Raw genomic sequence first — 18,816 nt, 5'->3', positions numbered from 1 at the left:
CGTACACCCCGCCATGCACTGCACACTCGGCGTATACATCGTGCGTATACACGCCGTGTACAGTCCTTCCCATGTCCATCGGTCACACCCTCCTGGGGCTCCTGGAGTCCGGCCCGCGCCACGGTTACGACCTCAAGCGGGCCTTCGACGAGAAGTTCGGTCACGACCGGCCGCTGCACTACGGCCAGGTCTACTCGACGATGTCCCGCCTGCTCAAGAACGGGCTCGTCCAGGTCGACGGCATCGAGGCCGGCGGCGGTCCCGAGCGCAAGCGGTACGCCATCACCGAGGCCGGCGTCACGGACGTCGAGCGCTGGCTCGCGACCCCCGAGAAGCCGGAGCCCTACCTCCAGTCGACCCTCTACACCAAGGTCGTCCTCGCGCTGCTCACCCGGCGCGACGCCGCCGACATCCTGGACACCCAGCGCTCGGAGCACCTGCGCAGCATGCGGATCCTCACCGACCGCAAGCGCAAGGGCGACCTGGCCGACCAGCTCATCTGCGACCACGCGCTGTTCCACCTGGAGGCGGACCTGCGCTGGCTGGAGCTGACCGCGGCGCGTCTGGACAGGCTCCGTGAGGCGGTGGCCCGATGACCGCTCCCGCCGGCTCGCTCCTCACCGCACACGACCTGCGCAAGACCTACGGCCCGACGACGGCGCTCGACGGCGCCGGGTTCTCCATCCACCCGGGCGAGATCGTCGCCGTCATGGGCCCCTCGGGCTCGGGCAAGTCCACGCTGCTGCACTGCCTCGCCGGGATCGTGATGCCCGACTCGGGCTCCATCGCCTTCGACGGGCGCGAGGTGACCTCCATGAGCGACGCGGAGCGCAGTGCCCTGCGCCGCTCGGAGTTCGGCTTCGTCTTCCAGTTCGGGCAGCTGGTGCCGGAACTGACCTGCGTGGAGAACGTCGCCCTGCCGCTGCGGCTGGGCGGCAGGTCCCGCAAGGAGGCCGAACGCACCGCGCTGGCCTGGATGGAGCGGCTGGAGGTGGACGACCTGCGCAAGAAGCGCCCGGGTGAGGTCTCCGGCGGCCAGGGGCAGCGGGTGGCCGTCGCCCGGGCGCTGGTCACCGACCCGCGGGTCGTCTTCGCCGACGAGCCGACCGGCGCGCTGGACTCCTACAACGGCGAACGCGTCATGGAACTGCTCACCGACGCCGCCCGGTCCGCCAACGCGGCCGTGGTGCTGGTCACGCACGAGGCCCGGGTGGCCGCGTACTCCGACCGCGAGGTCGTCGTGCGCGACGGGAAGTCACGGGACATGGAGCGCGTCGTATGAGCCTCGGGCAGTGGCCCCGTGATCTGGCGATGGGCACCAGGTTCGCGTTCGCCGGCGGGCGCGAGGGCTGGACCCGGGCGGTGCTCACGGCCGTCGGCGTCGGGCTGGGGGTGGCGCTGCTGCTGCTCACCACCGCCCTCCCCAGCGCGCTGGCGGAACGGCAGCGGCGCGACGAGGCCCGCAGCGACCACACGTACAGCCAGCCGAAGATACCGAAGGCCGACGACACGCTGATCGTCGTCGACGCGAACACCACCTTCCGCGACCTGGACGTACGCGGGCGGCTGCTGGAGGCGGAGGGCCCGAAGGCCGCGCCGCCCCCGGGCGTCGCAGAGTTCCCGGGCCCGGGCGAGATGGTCGTCTCCCCCGCGCTGAAGGAGCTGCTGGCCTCCGACGAGGGCGAGCTGCTGCGCGAGCGGCTGCGGTACCGCGTCGCGGGCACCATCGGCGAGCAGGGGCTCATCGGGTCGCAGGAACTCGCCTACTACGCGGGCGGCGAGGGGCTCGCGCGGAAGATCGAGGGCTCCGCGCAGGGGGCCCGGATCGACGGCTTCGGCGACGACGGCCCGGCGCAGTCCGACCCCTGGGACCCGGTCCTGCTCCTGCTGGTCCTCGTCGTCTTCGTGGTGCTGCTGATGCCCGTCGCGGTGTTCATCGCCGCGGCCGTCCGGTTCGGCGGCGAACGGCGTGACCGCAGGCTGGCGGCGCTGCGGCTGGTGGGCTCCGACAGCCGGGCCACCCGGCGCATCGCCGCCGGCGAGGCCCTCGCCGGCTCCCTGCTGGGGCTCGTCCTGGGCACCGGCTTCTTCCTGGCCGGACGCCGGCTGGCCGCCTCCTTCGAGGTGTTCGGCGTCAGCGTCTTCCCCAGCTATCTGAACCCCTCCCCGCTGCTGGCCGTGCTGGTGGCGCTGGCGGTGCCCGCGGCCGCGGTGCTGGTGACCGTCCTCGCCCTGCGCGGGGTCGTCATCGAGCCGCTGGGCGTGGTGCGCACGGCCAGGCCCGCCCGGCGCCGGCTGTGGTGGCGGCTGCTGCTGCCGCTGGGCGGACTCGCGCTGCTCGCCCCGATGATGGGGCAGGGCGACGACGGGGGGCAGTTCAACCAGTACCTGGTCGTCGGCGGTGTGATGCTGCTGCTGGTCGGCGTCACGGCCCTGCTGCCGTGGGTGGTGGAGACGGTCGTCTCCCGGCTCGGCGCGGGCGGGGTCGCCTGGCAACTGGCCGTACGCCGCTTGCAGTTGAGCAGCGGTGCGGCGGCCCGCATGGTCAACGGCATCGCGGTCGCGGTGGCCGGGGCGATCGCGTTGCAGATGCTGTTCGCCGGGGTGGAGGGGTCGTACACCAAGGCGTCGGGGTACGACGTCTCCCGGGCCCAGATGAGCGTGGACGTGCCGGACGGCGCGGGCCTCGCGGCCACCGTGCGGCAGTACCGCGACACCGAGGGCGTACGCAAGGTCACCGCGCTCTCCGACGTCCATCTCGCCGACCGGCGCGGCGAGGAGGCCTCCTACGTCCAGGTCACCATCGCCGACTGCGCCTCCCTGCGCGAGGTGGCCACCCTGTCCTCCTGCCGCGACGGCGACGTCTTCGCGCTCCGGGGCGCGCGGGACGGCGAGGAGAGCGAGAAGGCGGCCCGGCCCGGCGCCGAGCTCTGGGTGGACCCGAGCGGCACCGCCCGCCCCGGTGACGACTGGTTCTCCTGGACCCTGCCGCGGGACCTGCGGACGGCCGAGTCCCGCGAGGACCCCACGGGCTACGAACGCAGCGGCGTCCTGCTCACGCCCGGTGCCCTGCCCGGCAAGCTCGCGGCGTACGCCTCCTCCCGGCTCTTCCTGAGCTTGGACCCCTCGGTGCCCGACGCGCACGACCACGTGCGCAACACGGCCGCGCGGCTGGATCCGACGTCGGATCCGATGACCTGGCAGAGCGTCGAGCGCAACGAGCGCTACGCGACGATCCGCACGGGTCTGTCGGTCGGAGCCGCGGCGGTGCTGGCGCTGATCGGGGCGAGCCTGCTGGTGTCGCAGCTGGAGCAGCTGCGTGAGCGGCGCAAGCTGCTGTCGTCGCTGGTCGCGTTCGGCACCCGGCGCCGCACCCTCGGCCTGTCGGTGCTGTGGCAGTCGGCCGTGCCGATCGGGCTGGGCCTGCTGCTCGCCGCGACGGTGGGCATGGCCCTGGGCGCCGTCCTGCTGCGCATGACCGCCACGGCGGTCCGGGTGGACTGGGCGAGCGTGCTGATGATGACCGGCATCGGGGCGGGCGTGGTGCTCGCGGTGACGCTGCTGAGCCTGCCGCCGCTGCTGAAGCTGACGCGGCCGGACGGACTGCGCACCGAGTAGCGCACCGGACGCGCCGTCAGGCGTCCTGCTCCAGGACGCGTACGGGCAGCGGCCGCAGCGCCTGCCGCAGGGCCGCCGCCAGCTCCTCGTACTCCGCGCCGCGCGCGGCCCCCGTCCGCATCGCCAGGGCGACCCGGCGGGTGGGGGCCGGCTCGGCGAAGGACCCGGTGAGGAGCTGGCTGCTGCGCGAGATCTCCACCTTCAGGGCGGTGCGCGGCAGCAGGGTCACACCGAGGCCGCCGGCCACCAGCTGCACCAGCGTGGACAGTCCGGCGGCCGTGGTGGTGACGGGGGCGTCCTCCCGGCCGGCCTCCCGGCAGATGTCGAGGGCCTGGTCGCGCAGGCAGTGGCCCTCGTCCAGCAGGAGCAGGCGCAGCTCGCGCAGCGCCTCGCGCGGGATGCCCTCCCGGCCGCCGAGCCGGTGGTCGAGCGGGGTGACGAGCACGAAGTCCTCGTCGAACAAGGGCAGTTCGGTCACGCCCGGCACGCCCAGGGGCACGGCGAGCAGCAGCAGGTCCAGCCGTCCGCCGGCGAGCCCGTCGAGCAGGTTGGCGGTCTGCTCCTCGTGCACCTGGAGGTCGAGGTCCGGGTAGCGCTCGTGGACCAGCCGCAGGACGGTCGGCAGCAGATAGGGCGCCACCGTCGGGATGACGCCCAGCCGCAGCACCCCCGTGAAGGGGGCACGGGTCGCCTCGGCCTCCTCCATGAGCGACTCCACCTCGCCCAGCACCGCCTTGGCCCGTGCGGCGATCCGCTCGCCCTCGGGCGAGAGCAGCACCTTGCGCGTCGTACGCTCGAGGAGCGTCACTCCGAGTGTCTCCTCCAGGGCCGACACGGCACCGGACAGCGCGGGCTGGCTCATCCCGATCGCGGCGGCGGCGTCCCGGAAGTGCAGGTGCTCGGCGACGGCCGCGAAGGCCCGCAGCTGCGCCAGGCTCGGCTGCCTGCGCTTACTACCCACGGTCACTGATAACTACCTCCGATCAACCCGACCGAGTGTAGCTATTTCCCTAATCAATCGACGCTGTGCCAACATCAACACCGTCCAACCCATGGGAAACACCCGCAATCCGGGTGTTTCTTCGCTGCAAGGAGAGCGTGTGCTCACTGTCGGTGACAAGTTCCCCGAGTTCGACCTGACCGCCTGCGTCTCGCTGGAGAAGGGCAAGGAGTTCCAGCAGATCAACCACAAGACCTACGAGGGTCAGTGGAAGGTCATCTTCGCGTGGCCCAAGGACTTCACCTTCGTGTGCCCGACCGAGATCGCCGCCTTCGGCAAGCTGAACGGCGAGTTCGCCGACCGCGACGCCCAGGTCCTCGGCTTCTCCGGCGACTCCGAGTTCGTCCACCACGCCTGGCGCAAGGACCACGACGACCTGCGCGACCTGCCCTTCCCGATGATGGCCGACTCCAAGCACGAGCTGATGCGCGAGCTGGGCATCGAGGGCGAGGACGGCTTCGCCAAGCGCGCGGTGTTCATCGTGGACCAGAACAACGAGATCCAGTTCTCCATGGTGACCGCGGGCTCCGTCGGCCGTAACCCCAAGGAGGTCCTGCGGGTCCTGGACGCCCTCCAGACGGACGAGCTGTGCCCCTGCAACTGGTCCAAGGGCGACGAGACCCTGGACCCGGTCGCGCTGCTCTCCGGGGAGTGATCTGACATGTCCCTCGACGCACTGAAGTCCGCCATACCGGACTACGCCAAGGACCTGAAGCTCAACCTGGGCTCGGTCATCGGCAACTCCGACCTCCCGGCCCAGCAGCTGTGGGGCACGGTCCTGTCGACGGCGATCGCCTCGCGCTCCCCGATCGTGCTGCGCGAGCTGGAGCCGGAGGCCAAGGCCAACCTGTCGCCGGAGGCGTACACGGCCGCCAAGGCCGCCGCCGCGGTGATGGCGATGAACAACGTCTTCTACCGCACGCGCCACCTGCTGTCGGACCACGAGTACGGCAGCCTGCGCGCGGGCCTGCGGATGAACGTCATCGGCAACCCGGGCGTCGACAAGGTCGACTTCGAGCTGTGGTCCTTCGCCGTCTCCGCCATCAATGGCTGCGGCATGTGCCTCGACTCGCACGAGCAGGTCCTGCGCAAGGCGGGCCTGGACCGTGAGGTCGTCCAGGAGGCGTTCAAGATCGCTTCCGTGATCCAGGCGGTCGGCGTCACGCTGGACGCCGAGGCCGTCCTGGCCGAGTAGTCCCCGGCCGCCGGCCGGTCATGGCAGGGCCCCGTCCACCACCGGTGGACGGGGCCCTGTCGCGTCGTCGCGTCACTCCGCCGGGGACTCGGCCGGGGCGGGCTCCGCGCTCACCGCCGTGGCCCCCCGCGGCGGCACGGCCTGCCGCACCGCGGCCTTGCGGGAGTACGACCGCAGATACCCGGCGACCGTGTTGGTCACGGCGACCAGCGGCACCGCGACCACGGCCCCGCCGATCCCGGCCACCATGCCGCCGCAGGCCACCGCCAGCACCACCGCGAGCGGATGCACCCGCACGGCCCGTCCCAGGATGAACGGCTGGAGGATGTGCCCCTCGATCTGCTGGACCGCCAGCACCACCACCAGCGTCATGACGGCCGTGAACACGCCCTGCGTGACCAGCGCGACGACCACCGCCAGCGCCCCGGACACCACCGCGCCCACCAGCGGGATGAACGCGAACAGGAAGATGAACACCGCCAGCGGCACGGCCATCGGCACGTCCAGGAAGTAGATGCCGAGCCCGATGAAGATGGCGTCGATCAGGGCGACGATCACCGTGCCCCGCACGTACGCCGTCAGCGTCCGCCAGGCCGCCGGGCCCGCCCCGGCCACGCCCGGGCGCGCCGCCGCCGGCACCAGCTTCAGGCTCCACTGCCAGATCCGCTTGCCGTCGTAGAGCAGGAAGAGGGTGCAGAAGACGGCCAGCAGGATCCCGGTCAGCGCCTCGACGACCACCGTGACGCCTTCCAGCCCGGCCGAGGTGATCTGGTCGGTGTTGGCGCCGACCGCCTCGCGCAGGTTCGCGGCGATCTCGTTGATCTGCTTGTCGGTGACGTGGAAGGGGCTGTTCAGCAGCCAGTTCCGCAACTCGTCGATGCCGTCCTGGATCTGGCTGGAGAGGTCGTCGATGTTCTCCATGACCTGCCAGGTCACGAACCAGCCGATGAGGCCCATCACGACGAACCCGAGGATCGCGGTGAGGGCGGTGGCCGGGCCGCGCGGTACCCCGTGCCGGCGCAGCCGCGCCACGGTCGGCTGGAGCAGGGCCGTGATGAGCAGCGCGATGACGAAGGACAGCACCACGAGCTGGACGGCGCTGATGACCCGCATCAGCACCCAGAGGGTGCCGGCCAGGACGAGCAGCCGCCAGCCGGCCTCGGCGGCGACACGTACCCCCCAGGGCACGGCGAGCGCGGGGTCGGGCCGGGGGGCGACGTCGGGTGCGTAGTCCGGGGGCGGCGGGACGTGTTCGTAGACCCGTGCGCCGGACTCGTCGTCCTCACGCCGGCGTTCGGCTTCGGCGCGGCGCTCGTTGTACCGCTCGCTGATCTCGGTCAGCCCGGCACCGACCCGGCCGAGCCACCCTGGCACTCGCGACATGATCCGTCCTCTTCCCCCGTCTGTCCGCGCCACTCCCCCGGAGGAGGTGTCCGCGTCCGACCGTACATGGCGCGAGCCCCGCACCGGACGACGGTGCGGGGCTCGTGCTCAGGATCGGTTCGGCCCGGGGGCCGGCCGGCTCAGTACCAGTGGTTGGCCTGCCAGAACGACCAGGCGTCACACGGACTGCCGTAGCGCTCGTTCATGTAGTTCAGGCCCCACTTGATCTGGGTGGCCGGGTTGGTCTGCCAGTCCGCGCCGGCGGACGACATCTTGGAACCGGGCAGCGCCTGGAACATGCCGTAGGCCCCGGACGAGGGGTTGACCGCCTTGTAGTTCCAGTCGGACTCGTGGTCCACGATGTTGCTGAAGCACTGGAACTGGCCCGCCGGCACCATCTGCCGCGCCATCGCCTGGATCTGGGCGATGGAGTAGGAGCTGGCGACGGGGAAGTCGGAGATGTCCTTGGAGCGGCTCGCGGTCTTCTTGACCTCCGCGCGCTCCTTGGCGGCCTTCTCCGCCTCGGCTGCCTTCTCGGCGGCCTGCTTCTTGGCGATGGCCGTCTCGGCGGCGGCCTTGCGGGCGGCCTCCTCGGCGTCCTTCTTCGCGCTCGCGTCCGCGGCGATGGCCTGGACATCGGCCTGCTGCGTCAGGGAAGCGGTCTGCACCTGGGCCTGCTGGCCCGCGGGGATGTCCGCGAGCAGCGTGGTGCCGCTTGCCGTCGCTTCGGCGTCGTTGTTCTGCGCGGTGCTGCCCGAGGCAACGCCGACGACGCTTCCGACAGCGGTGACCGCGGTGGCCGAGGCCACTGCGAGTCCCCGGACCGAGATCCGGCTCACACGGTTTCCTTCCAGCATCGCCCGCTTCGGTGACCCTCGCGGACGCAATCGTGCCCCTGGCGCTGGCCTCCCCAACTGCGGGTCACGGGAGGCGCGGACCCGGTGGGCAACTCCCACGAAGGGAGCGCCGCGTGGTGCTCGGGCGGCATACGACATCGCTATGGAGTTGGCGTGGTGTTCGGGTGGCGCTGTACCGCTGGGGGTACGCCTGAGTCGTATGCGGGGCCTGACAGGAGTGAGACTCTGCCGTAACCCGACGGCGCGAGGCAATTCCGAGTTGCGTGTGAAAGCTCACATCTCGTTTGGCGCGGGAAATTCACAGGAACGGCCCCACGCGAAGGCGCCGCCCGGCTAGGCTCTTCGCCTTTCCGGACGGCGCCAACTCCTGAGCAATCGCCCCCGCTTGGGGCGCTTGGTCAGACTTGCCCGTCTTCGAGCATTTCGGTCACAAGGGCGGCGATCTGCGACCGCTCGGACCGGGTGAGGGTCACATGCGCGAAGAGCGGATGGCCCTTCAGCTTCTCCACGACGGCGACGACACCGTCGTAGCGGCCGACCCTCAGGTTGTCCCGCTGGGCCACGTCGTGGGTGAGGACCACCCGCGAGTTGGCCCCGATACGGGACAGCACGGTGAGCAGGACGTTCCGCTCCAGCGACTGGGCCTCGTCCACGATGACGAACGCGTCGTGGAGGGAACGGCCGCGGATGTGGGTGAGCGGCAGCACCTCCAGCATGCCGCGCGCGGTGACCTCCTCGATGACCTCGCGGCTGGTGACGGCCGACAGTGTGTCGAACACCGCCTGCGCCCAGGGGCTCATCTTCTCGGCCTCGGAGCCGGGCAGATAGCCGAGCTCCTGCCCGCCGACCGCGTAGAGCGGACGGAAGACCATCACCTTCTGGTGCTGACGCCGCTCCAGCACGGCCTCCAGGCCCGCGCACAGCGCGAGCGCCGACTTGCCGGTGCCGGCCCGGCCGCCCATGGACACGATCCCCACGTCCGGATCGAGCAGCAGGTCGAGAGCGATGCGCTGCTCGGCGCTGCGGCCCTTGATGCCGAACACCTCACGGTCGCCGCGCACGACCCGGACATTGCCGTCCGGGGTGACCCGGCCCAGCGCCCTGCCGCGCTCGGACTGGATGACCAGGCCGGTGTGCACGGGCAGTTCGGCGGCCTCCGGGACGTGGACGCGGCCCTCCTCGAAGAGGATGTCCACCTGCTCGCCGGACAGGGTCAGTTCGGACATACCGGTCCAGCCGGAGGCGTCCGTGATGGCGAGTTCCGCGCGGTACTCCTCGGCGAGGAGCCCGACGGAGGACGCCTTGATCCTGAGCGGGAGGTCCTTGGACACGACGGTGACGTCGAACCCCTCGGCCTGCAGGTTGCGGGCGACCGCGAGGATGCGGGAGTCGTTGTCCCCCAGGCGGTAGCCGCTGGGCAGCACGCTGGGGTCCGAGTGGTTGAGCTCGACACGGACGGTCCCGCCGAGATCCCCGATCGGGATGGGGGCGTCGAGGCGACCGTGCCGGATCCGGAACTCGTCGAGCAGGCGCAGGGCCTGCCGGGCGAAGTAGCCGAGTTCGGGGTGGTGCCGCTTGGCCTCCAGCTCCGTCACCACGACGATGGGGAGCACGACCTCGTGCTCGTCGAAGCGGCTCAGGGCGTTCGGATCGGCCAGCAGGACGCTGGTGTCGAGAACATAGGTGCGCCGGTCGGGCTTGTGGCGCTTTGTGCTGGTCACCACGGAAGGACGTACCCCCTCGGATGAGGTCGGGGAGCGACGGTATGGAGCTGGACCGGTCGTCGGCCGCCCTGCGCGGGCCGAGAACCGGCCCTCCGCCTCTTCGTCCGTGCTGTGACCGCACGATCGGGCTGGTGCAAAGGGCCTCCCGGGCGGACGGCCCCGTGCCGCCCGCTGAGATCCGACACCCGTGGTTCGGGCGTCGACCTGACTGGGTTATGCCCTCGAACGAGCGTCGCCATGCCACGGCATATGACGGCGCAGCGGTGAACTCCGCGTGACGTCCCTGCGCCGCGGGGTACCCGGTACTGCTGCAACCTGCGACTCAGCCGCCGTAGCGCCGGTGCCGGGCGGCGTAGTCGCGCATGGCGCGCAGGAAGTCGACCTTGCGGAAGGCAGGCCAGAACACGTCACAGAAGTAGTACTCGGAGTGCGCCGTCTGCCAGAGCATGAATCCGGACAGCCGCTGCTCACCGCTGGTGCGGATGACGAGGTCGGGGTCGGGCTGGTCGCCGGTGTAGAGGTGACGCCCGATCATCTCGATGTCGACGGCCTCGGCGAGCTGCTCCATCGAGGTGCCCTTGTCCTGGGCGTCGAGCAGCATCGAGCGGACGGCGTCGGCGATCTCCTGCCGGCCGCCGTAGCCGATGGCCACGTTGACCACTATCCCCTTGACGTGGGCGGTGGCCTCCTCGGCCTCCTTGAGGACCGTCTGCATGCCGGAGGGCAGCAGGTCGGGCGTGCCCACGTGGTGCACGCGCCAGCGGCCGTCGGCGGCCAGGGTGCGCACGACGTCCTCGATGATGCCGAGGAGCGGGACGAGTTCCTCCTGCGGCCGGTCGAAGTTGTCCGTGGACAGCAGCCAGAGGGTGACGACCTCGACGTCGGTCTCGGAGCACCAGCCGAGGAACTCCTCGATCTTCCCGGCTCCGGCCCGGTGACCGTCGACGGTGCTGGAACCGGCGGCCTTCGCCCAGCGCCGATTGCCGTCCATGATGACGCCGATGTGCTTGGGCACCTGAGCGTGGTCCAGGTGGCCTTCCACCCGGCGTGCGTACAGCCTGACCAGCAGGCCGCGCAGCTTGTCGCGCAGGTTCACGTGATCGTCAGCCCCTCCGTGCGGATCGGACGGGCCGCTGCGTGCGGCCCGGTCGAGGCCGCGGGCGTCCCCGCCCATGCGGCAATCCCCGGGGGCGAAGCCTACCCCCGGTACGGCTGCCGGCGGCCAACGGGTGCGGAAGGAACGGTTCCGGCCGCTGCTTCGAGCCGCTGCGCGGAGGAAGAAAAAACGGGCCGGTCCGTGGGGGGGAGACGGACCGGCCCGAGGGGGGGTTTCCACCATAACCCTTTGTAAGTGATGCCGCGTGCATCGGCGTGCCACAACTACTCTCCGGAGCCGAGCGGCGACGCGGCGGTGCCCGCGGAGGGTGACGTTCCGGGGTCGCTTCCGGCCGGGAACCGGCCTGTACGCAGGGGAAACGCGGCACGCGGGGGTGAGATCCGGCGGATCGGCGCCCTCCCCGGGCCTTTTCGGGCCACCCGCCCGGGGGTCCCCCCGACGGGTGAACCGGCTGTGGACACCGGCTTGACCGGGCCGCAGCACCGGGGGGCGGCGGCGACGGTCCGCCGCGAGGTCCGGGCACCGCGCAGCCCCCTCCACTGCGCGGTACCGCCCCGCGCAGCTTTGCTCACGCGAATCACCTTGGTCCGAACCTACGGGAAGGGGCGACACGGAGGCGAGCCACGGGCGATAACGATGTGAAAACCCTCGTCGGGTGTGAGAGGAGTGACCTGGCCCCCGGGGCGGACGTGCGCACCGTCTGTAGCATTTAGGACACACTCTGTCCTCCTCGCTCCCTAGCGTGGCTCCATGACGACGAACAGGACGCTCATGTGGGACGCGGTGGGCGCGCGGCGGGCGGAGCGGCAGTTCCTGGCCGGTGCGGCGACGCCGGACGTGCCGGCCGCCGAGGTGGTCCGTGCGATGCGGGGCGCTCATGCCCAGGTGCAGTCCGCGGCCGAGCTGTCGGTGGGGCTGCGGATGACACCCGGGGTGACGCGGACGCAGGTGCGGACCGCGCTCCTGGACGACCGGTCGCTGGTCAGGACGTACGGTCCCCGCGGGACGGTCCATCTGCTTCCCGCCGGTGAACTCCCCCTCTGGTCGGCGGTCCTGACCGCGGTGCCGGCGGGGCCGAACCCGTTCCCGCCCGGGGTGCGGCTCACCGAGGAGCAGACCGGCCAGGTGGTGGCGGCGATCGGTGAGGCGCTCGACGGCCGGTGCCTGACGCTCGACGAACTGGGCGAGGAGGTCGTCGCGCGTACCGGGCCGTGGGCGGGCGACCGGGTGATGCCCGCGTTCCAGGACCTGTGGCCGCGCTGGCGGCAGGCCATGCACCGGGCGGGCTGGGCGGGCGCCCTGTGCTTCGGCCCAGCCCGCGGCCGCAAGGCGACGTACACCCACCCGCCGAGGACGGGCGGGGGGACACCGGCCCCGAAGGACGCACTGCCCGCCTTCGTCCAGCGCCAGCTGCGCGCCTACGGCCCGCTGACCGCTGCGCAATTCGCGCGGTGGCTGGCCGCGCCGCCGGGCTGGGCCGCGGCCCTGTTCGCCGAACTGGCCGCCGCGGGCCGGATCGAGGAGGTCGAGTTCGAGGGAAGCCCGGCCTGGGTGGCGGCCGGGGACACCGAGTTCCCCGGCGGGCCCGCGCGCGGGGTGCGGTTGCTGCCCTACTTCGACGCGTTCGTCGTCGCCGGGCAGCCCCGCGAGCGGCTGTTCCCCGGGGCGGCGTACCGGCGGGCCCTGGCCGGGGGTCAGGCGGGCAACTTCCCCGTGCTGCTGGTGGACGGGGTGGTCGCCGGGGTATGGCACCAGCGCCGCCGAGGCCGCCGTACGACCGTCACGGTCGAGGTGCTGCGCTCCCTGACGGCGCGGCAGGAACGGGAGCTGGGCGAGCAGGCCGAGCGGGTCGGCGAGGTGCTCGAGGCGACCGCGGAACTGGTCCTCGGCGAGGTGACCGTCGGGCCCCACGCGTGATCAGGCGGCGGGTCCTCGACCTCCGGGCTTGCGGGCGTCGAAGAGGTGCCGGGTGCTGTGGGCGACGAAGGGCCCGTCGGCCAGGATCCGCGCGTGCAACGCCCTCAGCTGCGGTTCGTACGCCTCGACGGTGAAACCGGGGACCATCCACACCACCTTGCGCAGGAAGTGGACCACCGCGCCGATGTCGTGGAACTCCATGCGCAGCCGCTCCGCCCGCAGCTCGGCGACCTCGAGTCCGGCGGCCTCCGCGGCGGCCCGCTCGTGGTCGGGCCTGCGGCCGTCGCGCACCTCCTGCGGCTGCGGCCCCAGGAAGTACTCGACGAGCTCGAAGACGCTGGCCGGCCCCACGTGCTGGGCGAAGTACGTGCCCCCGGGGCTCAGCACCCGGGCGATCTCCTCCCACCGCGGGCGGACGGGGTGCCGGCTCAGCACCAGGTCGAAGGCGCCGTCGGCGAAGGGCAGCGGGTCGTCCTCGGCAGCGGCGACGACGGCGACGCCGCGCGGGCGCAGCAGTGCCGTGGCCCGGGCCACGTTGGGGGCCCAGCCCTCCGTCGCGACGGCGAGCGGCGGCCGCCTCCCGGCCCGGGCGAGCGCGAAGTCCAGCACCTCGCCGCCGCCGGTCTGCACGTCGAGCACGGCCTGCGCGCGGCCCAGCCGTCCGGCCGCCGACACCGCGTACCCCCAGGAGGGGCGCGCCTCCGTCGCCCGGCCCTCGAACCAGGAGAAGTCCCACCCGTCGGTCGGGGCGGCGACGGCCTCGTCGACGAGCTCTTCGAAGGTGGGGGGTGCCGGGGATGTCATGGGGGGATGGTGCCAGGTCGCCAGGGGCCGGTGCCCGTTGTTTTCCGCGGCTCTCCCCTCGGTCCTCCCCGGCCTGTCAGTCCTCGCCGGCCTCTCGGGCCTCTTCGAGGACGAGCAGGACGTGCTCGTCCTCGCCGTGGTGGACGGTGCCGGTGCGGCGGAAGCCGTGCTTCTCCAGGAGCCGCACGGAGCCGGTGTTGCCCAGGTAAGGGTCGGCGTACAGCGGGCGGTTGGTCTCCCGCTCCAGGAAGAGGGCCAGGGCACGAGTGCCGACGCCGCGCCCCCAGTACGCCCGCCCCAGCCAGTACCCGAGGAAACGGCGGTCCTCCTCCCACCAGGCGACGATGTTGCCGGCCACCTCGCCGGCCACGGTCACCGTCTGCACGAGGTTCGTGTCGTCCCCGAGGACCCTGGTCCTCCAGTGCCGCAGGAACGCCTCGCGCGGCCGGGGCGTGAACCGCGACCGGCGCGCCGCTTCCTCGTCATGCTCGTACGCCAAGAAGAATTCCAGGTCGGCGTCCACCACGTCGCGCAGGCGGACGTCGTCGTCCGTGAGGTCATCGCTCATGGCGGGAGTGTGGCAGCAGCCACTGACAACGGCCGGTGACGCGGGTCGTGAGGCGAGCGGTGGCCGGCCCTCACGGCACCAGGGCACGCACCTCCTGCGCGGCGAAGCGGACGAACGCCTCCGGGTCGGTCTCGTCGGCCGTCGGTTGCAGGACGACGGTGTCGGCCCCCGCCTCGACCAGCCGCTCGATGGCCGCCGCCACCGCCTTGGCGTCTCCCGCGACGCCCAGGCCGGGCACGGCCGCCACGCCCTCGGCAGCCAGTTCGGCGCGGAGCCGGTCGTCCGCGCCGGGCCCGGTGGCGGTGAGGAGGTTGACGACGACCCGGTGCGGCCCGGCCGCCCGCCCCGCCGCCGCCCGTCCCTCGGCGACGAGCCGCAGGGCCTCCCGGACGCCGTCGGCGTTCGTGTGGGCCGTGAGGATGGTCCCGTCGGCGGCCTCACCGGTGAGCCGCAGCGACTTGGGGCCGGTGGCACCGGCGAGCACGCCGCCGCTCGCGCGCCCTTCCGGCGGCCAGTCGAGGGCGACGCCGTCGAGCCGGACGTACCGCCCATGGGTCGTCAGGCGCTCCCCGTCCAGGAGGGCGCGGAGTGCGAGCAGGTACTCCCGCAGCAACGTCACCGGCGACTCGGCGCGGGCGCCCACCTGCCCCATCCAGTCCTGCACGCCGTGCCCGACGCCGGCCATCGCCCGTCCCGGGAACATGCGGTGCAACGAGGCGATCTCCATGGCGGTCAGGGCCACGTTCCGCAACGGCACGGGCAGCAGGCCGACCCCGACCCGCACGCGCTCGGTCCAGGCGAGGGCCGCGGCGGCGGTGGAGATCCCGCCCTCCATGAAGCAGTCCTCCCACAGCCAGAGTTCCTCGAGCCCGGCGCTCTCCGCGGCGTCGCAGACGGAGCGCAGCCGCTCCGGGGCCAGTTGGGGACGGAAGACGGCACCGAGTGTGGTCATGCGGAGCTTCCTACCCGCCCCGGCGAGCGCTCAACAAGGCACTGCGGTGCACCGCTCCGCTCACTGGGCCCGTGGGCCCATGTGGCGCCGGGCGGCCGGGGATACCTTCGGGCGGGAAGGACGGCGCAGGGGCGCTGGGAGAACACCGGAGCGGAACCGAGGGTCTGAGGGGCGGCACGGATGGGACGGCGTTGGCGCGACGGGCACGGGGAACTGATCGTGCACGGGATGGAAAACGAGGACGGGGACGGGGACGGGGTCGCGGAGGGAGGCCGGGCGGAGGCCGCGCGGATCCCCCTGGAGATCGCGACGTCGTACCGGGCACGCACGAAGGGGCTGCTGGGGCGGGACGCGGTCGCCGGAGCCCTGCTGCTCTCCCCCGCCAACAGCGTGCACACCTTCCGGATGCGGATGCCGATCGACGTCGCCTACCTCGACCGGCACCTGCGTGTCCTCGCCGTGCGCACCATGCGGCCGGGGCGGCTGGGCCTGCCACGGCCGGCGGCACGGCATGTGGTGGAGGCGGCTGCCGGGGTGATGGCCGGGTGGGGGCTGCGCGAGGGGGCCCGGGTGGAGGTCGTGGCCGACGCGGGTTAGTCCCCCGCGGGTCCGCGCCGCCGCCCGCTCATCGCCACGGCGTCCGGCGGGGCACGCGATACCACCACCAGCCGGCCCGCTCGCCCTGTTCCTCGTCGTCCGGCGCGGTCGCCTCCGTACCGGTGGTGAACCCCTCGTCCAGCGCCGCCACCGCCACCCGGAGACCACCGGCGTGCGTCTCGTCCAGCGCGCCGATGTGCCGCTCGAGCGCGTCACGGGCCCGGAGGTCACGGCGGAACAGGTCCTCCCGGTACTTCCCGGAGGGCGCCCAGCCGGAGTGCAGCCGACGGACCAGGCGCTCCCACACGCGCAGGTCGTAGCGGACGTGGGCCTCGACGCCGTCGGTTGCGCCCTCCGGGAGGGTGGCGAGGAAGGCGTCGGAGACGGGGGTGCCGATCGGCTCGCGGTCGAGGATCTCCGGGAGGACCTCCACCCGTGCGCCGGGAAGGTCCGGGACCTCCTCCTCCACCGCCTCCACCCGGTAGGCCGTGTCGTCGGGGCCCGCGTCGACCGGTTCGAGGCGGCATCTGACCGTGCGGCCGTCCGGCACGGCCGCCCAGTAGGCGCTCGGCAGGTCGAGGTCCGCAGGGTGCAGCACGGAGCTGCCCGTCGCGGCCGCGAGGCGGAGGGCCAGTTCCCCCTCCGTCAGTCCGGCGGCGGTGTCGTCCCGCACCGTGACGTCCAGTTCGACGGCGAGGTCACCGGGCGGCAGCAGGCGCCGGGTGCACAGCACGGGGGCGTCCCAGTCGCGTCCTTCCTGGTCGCCGTCGGCGTCGGCGGCGTCGACGGCCGCGGGCGGGACCCGCAGCAGCCGGGCGAGGGCGCGGCGCAGGTCGTCCGGCGTCAGCGGCGCGACGGTGAAGAGGTTCGCGATCACCGGTACGTCCCGTCGTACACGGCCTTGGCCTTCTCGACCTTCTCCGGGTTGCCCACGAACTTCGGGTCGCGCCGCAGTTGCTGCGACGCGCCGACGTCGCCCTTGTTGCGCGCGATCTCCTTCAGCGCCGCGTACTCGATGCGGTCCATCTGCACCAGGCCCGGGCCCGACTTCGGGAAGACCGTCCCGTTGCCCTCGACCTCGTACGCACGGCCGTTGATCTCGTAGGTGTTGCCGTCGGCCGACAGGGTGGCGCGGCCGTTCGCGATTCCCTCGATGTCGGCTCGGACGAGGTCCTCGTTGCCCCTGAGGATCACCGTGTTGCGCTCCTTCACCTGTCCGCCGGACGCTCCGCTGACAGTGTGGCGCTTGTTCGGGAACTTCAGGACCTTGCCGCGCGCCGGGCCGGGGATGTCGTCCCCGGCCTGCCAGGCGTCGGCCGGCCTGGTGCTCCGCTCGGCCTCGTCGGCGGCCCGGTCCGCCTCGTCCGCCTGCTTGCGGGCCTCCTGGGCCTGCTGCCTGGCCTCCTCGTCGCAGCCGTCCTCCGCGAGGACGACGTGGGCGCCACCGGCCCGCGCGGCGGCCAGGACCGTGGTGCCGGTGCCGGGGCCGCCGCCGAACGGGGCCCTGCGGGGCGGGGCGGCGATGGGGCAGCCCGACTCCCGGGCCCTGCGTTCGGCTTCGTCCGCCGCTTCGTCGGCCTCCTTCGCCGCCCTGCGCGCGCCCGCCGCGTCACCGGCGCCGGCGGCCTTCCGGGCGTCCTCGGCCGCGCCGACGGCCTTGTCGGTGAGCTTGCCCAGGTCACCCAGTTTCCCGAGCTTGCCCAGCTTGCCGGCCTTGCCGGCGACTTTGGCCTCGCCGTAGCCGGGGATGAAGAGGGAGCCGACGTTCCAGATGACGGTGGTGACGGCGCGGGTCTCGTTGCCCTGGTTCCACTGGTCGCGGACGTCGTCCCCGACGAACATGTCGTCGAGGATCCTCCCGCCCGAGTTCACGGTCGCGCCGCCCCAGTCGGTGAGCGCGTCGAGGTGGTCGCCCGCCGCCCACTTGTCGGCGGCGTCCCCACTGTCCTGCGACCACTGGTCGGCGATGACGCCGCCGTAGTCCTTCAAGCCCTCCAGGGAGTCGAGCGGGTGGGTGACGGTGTCCCACATGCCTTCGAGCTCACCGCCGATGCCGTCGACGACGAGTCCTTCGCCGACCTGTTTCAGCTGGTCGCCGGCACAGCCGAAGAAGGCCCCGGCGCCGGAGAAGCAGCCGTCGTCGTCCTTCTCGTCGCCCACGGAGCCGCCGTCGGCGGGGCGGGTGGCGTCGTTCTCTTCGCCCGGGGCCTGTCCACCGCCGGCTTCGGGGGCCGTCCCGCCGTCGGGATGGGGGGCCGTTCCGTCGTGCTCGTCGCCGCCCGCCCTGCCGTGGGCGGTCGTGGTGTCCGTGCCGTCGCCGGGTGCCGGACCGGCCGGGCAGGCCGCGCCGGTGACCTTGCAGACGGCCGCCTGCAGGCCGCCGTAGATCTGCGGGCCCAGGCCGCTGACGAGGAGGGCCGTGACGACCGCGGCGACGACCGCGACGAGACCGGCGTACTCCACCGCCGTCTGGCCCTCGTCCCGGCGCCAGCGGATCATCCGGGGCAGGGAGAAGGGGCGGCGTTCCGCGCGCCGGTTCTCCGGGAGCCGGTACCAGGCGCGGCTGTCCGGCCGGGTGAGGAAGTACAGGACCAGGACGGGCAGGAAGAGCTGGGTGAAGCCCCGGGGCGAACCCTGGGTGATGCTCGTCGCCGCGCCCACGAGCAACCAGAGCTGTACGGCCATGAGGGCGGCGCGGGTTCTGCTCCCGCCCTGCCAGGTGCGGCGGGCCAGCCACCAGCCGAGGACGCCGGGGGCCGCCGCGTAGGCGGTGAGGGCCAGGAGGCGGCCGTCGACGGCGTCGTACGAGGCCGCGGTGAGGAGCAGGCCGAGGCCGCCGGCCAGGGTGATCGCGAAGAGGGTGTGGAGGAGGACCAGGGCGGCCGCGAGGGCGGGTGGCATCGGCTGCCGGCCGCCGCCGGGCAGGTGTCCGGACGGCTGCCCGGCGGCTTCCGGCACGGGCTCTCTCGGTCCGCCGATCCAGGCCATCGCCGCCGCCCCCTCCCTGGTTCACGACATGACCGAGGCTAGGGAGGGAGCGGCGGAGCGGGATGGGCCCGTGGCCCCAATTCGGGGCCCAAGGGG

Annotated in this window: 17 protein-coding genes; 7 read left to right on the top strand and 10 right to left on the bottom strand. The window is 72.7% G+C overall.

What is annotated here, in order from left to right; all coding sequences use genetic code 11:
* Positions 1-71: 71 nt before the first annotated feature.
* From ACZ6ZN_RS15475 to ACZ6ZN_RS15465, 3 genes are read left to right on the top strand one after another with little or no spacing between them, the layout of a single operon-like run.
* The gene (locus ACZ6ZN_RS15475) at positions 72-596 is read left to right on the top strand and encodes a PadR family transcriptional regulator (protein WP_398106780.1); all 525 of its coding nucleotides are present in this window, start codon (positions 72-74) and stop codon (positions 594-596) included.
* Entirely contained in the window at positions 593-1,282 is a 690-nt protein-coding gene (locus ACZ6ZN_RS15470; protein WP_451877733.1) for an ABC transporter ATP-binding protein, read from the top strand. Before ACZ6ZN_RS15475 ends, ACZ6ZN_RS15470 begins: the two co-directional genes overlap by 4 nt.
* Positions 1,279-3,618 carry an ABC transporter permease gene (locus tag ACZ6ZN_RS15465; protein ID WP_469646451.1) on the top strand — a complete coding sequence of 780 codons (2,340 nt, stop codon included), beginning with the start codon at positions 1,279-1,281 and terminating at the stop codon, positions 3,616-3,618. The genes ACZ6ZN_RS15470 and ACZ6ZN_RS15465 overlap by 4 nt, the downstream gene beginning before the upstream one ends.
* A 16-nt stretch (positions 3,619-3,634) precedes the next feature.
* Here the strand turns inward: ACZ6ZN_RS15465 and ACZ6ZN_RS15460 are convergent, their stop codons facing one another.
* Complete coding sequence (locus ACZ6ZN_RS15460; protein ID WP_469646922.1) at positions 3,635-4,579, bottom strand: LysR substrate-binding domain-containing protein; 945 nt, start codon at positions 4,577-4,579, stop codon at positions 3,635-3,637.
* Positions 4,580-4,718: 139 nt separating this feature from the next.
* Between ACZ6ZN_RS15460 and ACZ6ZN_RS15455 the strand changes: the two genes are divergently transcribed.
* Together ACZ6ZN_RS15455 and ACZ6ZN_RS15450 are read left to right on the top strand one after the other, a co-directional pair.
* On the top strand, positions 4,719-5,273 hold the full coding sequence (locus ACZ6ZN_RS15455; protein WP_469646448.1) for a peroxiredoxin: 555 nt from the start codon (positions 4,719-4,721) through the stop codon (positions 5,271-5,273).
* A 6-nt stretch (positions 5,274-5,279) separates the two neighbouring features.
* On the top strand, positions 5,280-5,813 hold the full coding sequence (locus ACZ6ZN_RS15450; RefSeq protein WP_381427571.1) for an alkyl hydroperoxide reductase: 534 nt from the start codon (positions 5,280-5,282) through the stop codon (positions 5,811-5,813).
* A gap of 72 nt (positions 5,814-5,885) precedes the next feature.
* On the opposite strand, the gene ACZ6ZN_RS15445 is transcribed toward ACZ6ZN_RS15450, so the two are convergent.
* From ACZ6ZN_RS15445 to ACZ6ZN_RS15430, 4 genes are all read right to left on the bottom strand, one after another.
* Positions 5,886-7,196 carry an AI-2E family transporter gene (locus ACZ6ZN_RS15445; RefSeq protein ID WP_469646446.1) on the bottom strand — a complete coding sequence of 437 codons (1,311 nt, stop codon included), beginning with the start codon at positions 7,194-7,196 and terminating at the stop codon, positions 5,886-5,888.
* A gap of 140 nt (positions 7,197-7,336) precedes the next feature.
* The gene (locus ACZ6ZN_RS15440) at positions 7,337-8,035 is read right to left on the bottom strand and encodes an aggregation-promoting factor C-terminal-like domain-containing protein (protein WP_398106784.1); all 699 of its coding nucleotides are present in this window, start codon (positions 8,033-8,035) and stop codon (positions 7,337-7,339) included.
* 416 nt (positions 8,036-8,451) lie between these two features.
* Positions 8,452-9,777 (bottom strand): PhoH family protein, encoded by a 1,326-nt coding sequence (locus tag ACZ6ZN_RS15435; RefSeq protein ID WP_451877736.1) that lies wholly within the window; start codon positions 9,775-9,777, stop codon positions 8,452-8,454.
* Positions 9,778-10,099: 322 nt separating this feature from the next.
* On the bottom strand, positions 10,100-10,873 hold the full coding sequence (locus ACZ6ZN_RS15430; protein ID WP_398107117.1) for an isoprenyl transferase: 774 nt from the start codon (positions 10,871-10,873) through the stop codon (positions 10,100-10,102).
* A gap of 771 nt (positions 10,874-11,644) precedes the next feature.
* On the opposite strand from ACZ6ZN_RS15430, the gene ACZ6ZN_RS15425 reads away from it, so the two are divergent.
* Positions 11,645-12,811, top strand: coding sequence for a winged helix DNA-binding domain-containing protein (locus ACZ6ZN_RS15425; RefSeq protein WP_469646442.1), 1,167 nt, complete (start codon positions 11,645-11,647; stop codon positions 12,809-12,811).
* On the opposite strand, the gene ACZ6ZN_RS15420 is transcribed toward ACZ6ZN_RS15425, so the two are convergent.
* From ACZ6ZN_RS15420 to ACZ6ZN_RS15410, 3 genes are all read right to left on the bottom strand, one after another.
* Complete coding sequence (locus ACZ6ZN_RS15420; RefSeq protein WP_469646439.1) at positions 12,812-13,615, bottom strand: class I SAM-dependent methyltransferase; 804 nt, start codon at positions 13,613-13,615, stop codon at positions 12,812-12,814.
* Positions 13,616-13,691: 76 nt separating this feature from the next.
* Positions 13,692-14,183: a GNAT family N-acetyltransferase gene (locus ACZ6ZN_RS15415; RefSeq protein WP_451877739.1), complete on the bottom strand. Its 492-nt coding sequence runs from the start codon at positions 14,181-14,183 to the stop codon at positions 13,692-13,694.
* 70 nt (positions 14,184-14,253) lie between these two features.
* Positions 14,254-15,135 carry an LLM class flavin-dependent oxidoreductase gene (locus ACZ6ZN_RS15410; RefSeq protein WP_451877740.1) on the bottom strand — a complete coding sequence of 294 codons (882 nt, stop codon included), beginning with the start codon at positions 15,133-15,135 and terminating at the stop codon, positions 14,254-14,256.
* A gap of 180 nt (positions 15,136-15,315) precedes the next feature.
* Here ACZ6ZN_RS15410 and ACZ6ZN_RS15405 point away from each other — a divergent pair, with 180 nt between their 5' ends.
* The gene (locus ACZ6ZN_RS15405; protein ID WP_469646434.1) at positions 15,316-15,732 is read left to right on the top strand and encodes a DUF192 domain-containing protein; all 417 of its coding nucleotides are present in this window, start codon (positions 15,316-15,318) and stop codon (positions 15,730-15,732) included.
* Positions 15,733-15,760: 28 nt separating this feature from the next.
* On the opposite strand, the gene ACZ6ZN_RS15400 is transcribed toward ACZ6ZN_RS15405, so the two are convergent.
* On the bottom strand, positions 15,761-16,609 hold the full coding sequence (locus ACZ6ZN_RS15400; protein WP_469646432.1) for a hypothetical protein: 849 nt from the start codon (positions 16,607-16,609) through the stop codon (positions 15,761-15,763).
* Positions 16,606-18,720: a hypothetical protein gene (locus tag ACZ6ZN_RS15395; RefSeq protein WP_469646429.1), complete on the bottom strand. Its 2,115-nt coding sequence runs from the start codon at positions 18,718-18,720 to the stop codon at positions 16,606-16,608. Before ACZ6ZN_RS15395 ends, ACZ6ZN_RS15400 begins: the two co-directional genes overlap by 4 nt.
* Positions 18,721-18,816: the final 96 nt, after the last annotated feature.

Source organism: Streptomyces sp. NPDC053665 (assembly GCF_055585285.1).
The sequence above is the reverse complement of the archived record's forward strand: the minus strand, read 5'-3'. Positions and strand labels throughout refer to the sequence as shown.

What these genes read in the sequence shown, in the direction of transcription:
- ACZ6ZN_RS15475 (WP_398106780.1), top strand. Translation starts at nt 72, where the DNA reads ATGTCCATCGGTCACACCCTCCTGGGGCTCCTGGAGTCCGGCCCGCGC.
- ACZ6ZN_RS15470 (WP_451877733.1), top strand. Translation starts at nt 593, where the DNA reads ATGACCGCTCCCGCCGGCTCGCTCCTCACCGCACACGACCTGCGCAAG.
- ACZ6ZN_RS15465 (WP_469646451.1), top strand. Translation starts at nt 1,279, where the DNA reads ATGAGCCTCGGGCAGTGGCCCCGTGATCTGGCGATGGGCACCAGGTTC.
- ACZ6ZN_RS15450 (WP_381427571.1), top strand. Translation starts at nt 5,280, where the DNA reads ATGTCCCTCGACGCACTGAAGTCCGCCATACCGGACTACGCCAAGGAC.
- ACZ6ZN_RS15445 (WP_469646446.1), bottom strand. Translation starts at nt 7,196, where the DNA reads ATGTCGCGAGTGCCAGGGTGGCTCGGCCGGGTCGGTGCCGGGCTGACC.
- ACZ6ZN_RS15425 (WP_469646442.1), top strand. Translation starts at nt 11,645, where the DNA reads ATGACGACGAACAGGACGCTCATGTGGGACGCGGTGGGCGCGCGGCGG.
- ACZ6ZN_RS15420 (WP_469646439.1), bottom strand. Translation starts at nt 13,615, where the DNA reads ATGACATCCCCGGCACCCCCCACCTTCGAAGAGCTCGTCGACGAGGCC.
- ACZ6ZN_RS15415 (WP_451877739.1), bottom strand. Translation starts at nt 14,183, where the DNA reads ATGAGCGATGACCTCACGGACGACGACGTCCGCCTGCGCGACGTGGTG.
- ACZ6ZN_RS15410 (WP_451877740.1), bottom strand. Translation starts at nt 15,135, where the DNA reads ATGACCACACTCGGTGCCGTCTTCCGTCCCCAACTGGCCCCGGAGCGG.
- ACZ6ZN_RS15405 (WP_469646434.1), top strand. Translation starts at nt 15,316, where the DNA reads ATGGGACGGCGTTGGCGCGACGGGCACGGGGAACTGATCGTGCACGGG.
- ACZ6ZN_RS15395 (WP_469646429.1), bottom strand. Translation starts at nt 18,720, where the DNA reads ATGGCCTGGATCGGCGGACCGAGAGAGCCCGTGCCGGAAGCCGCCGGG.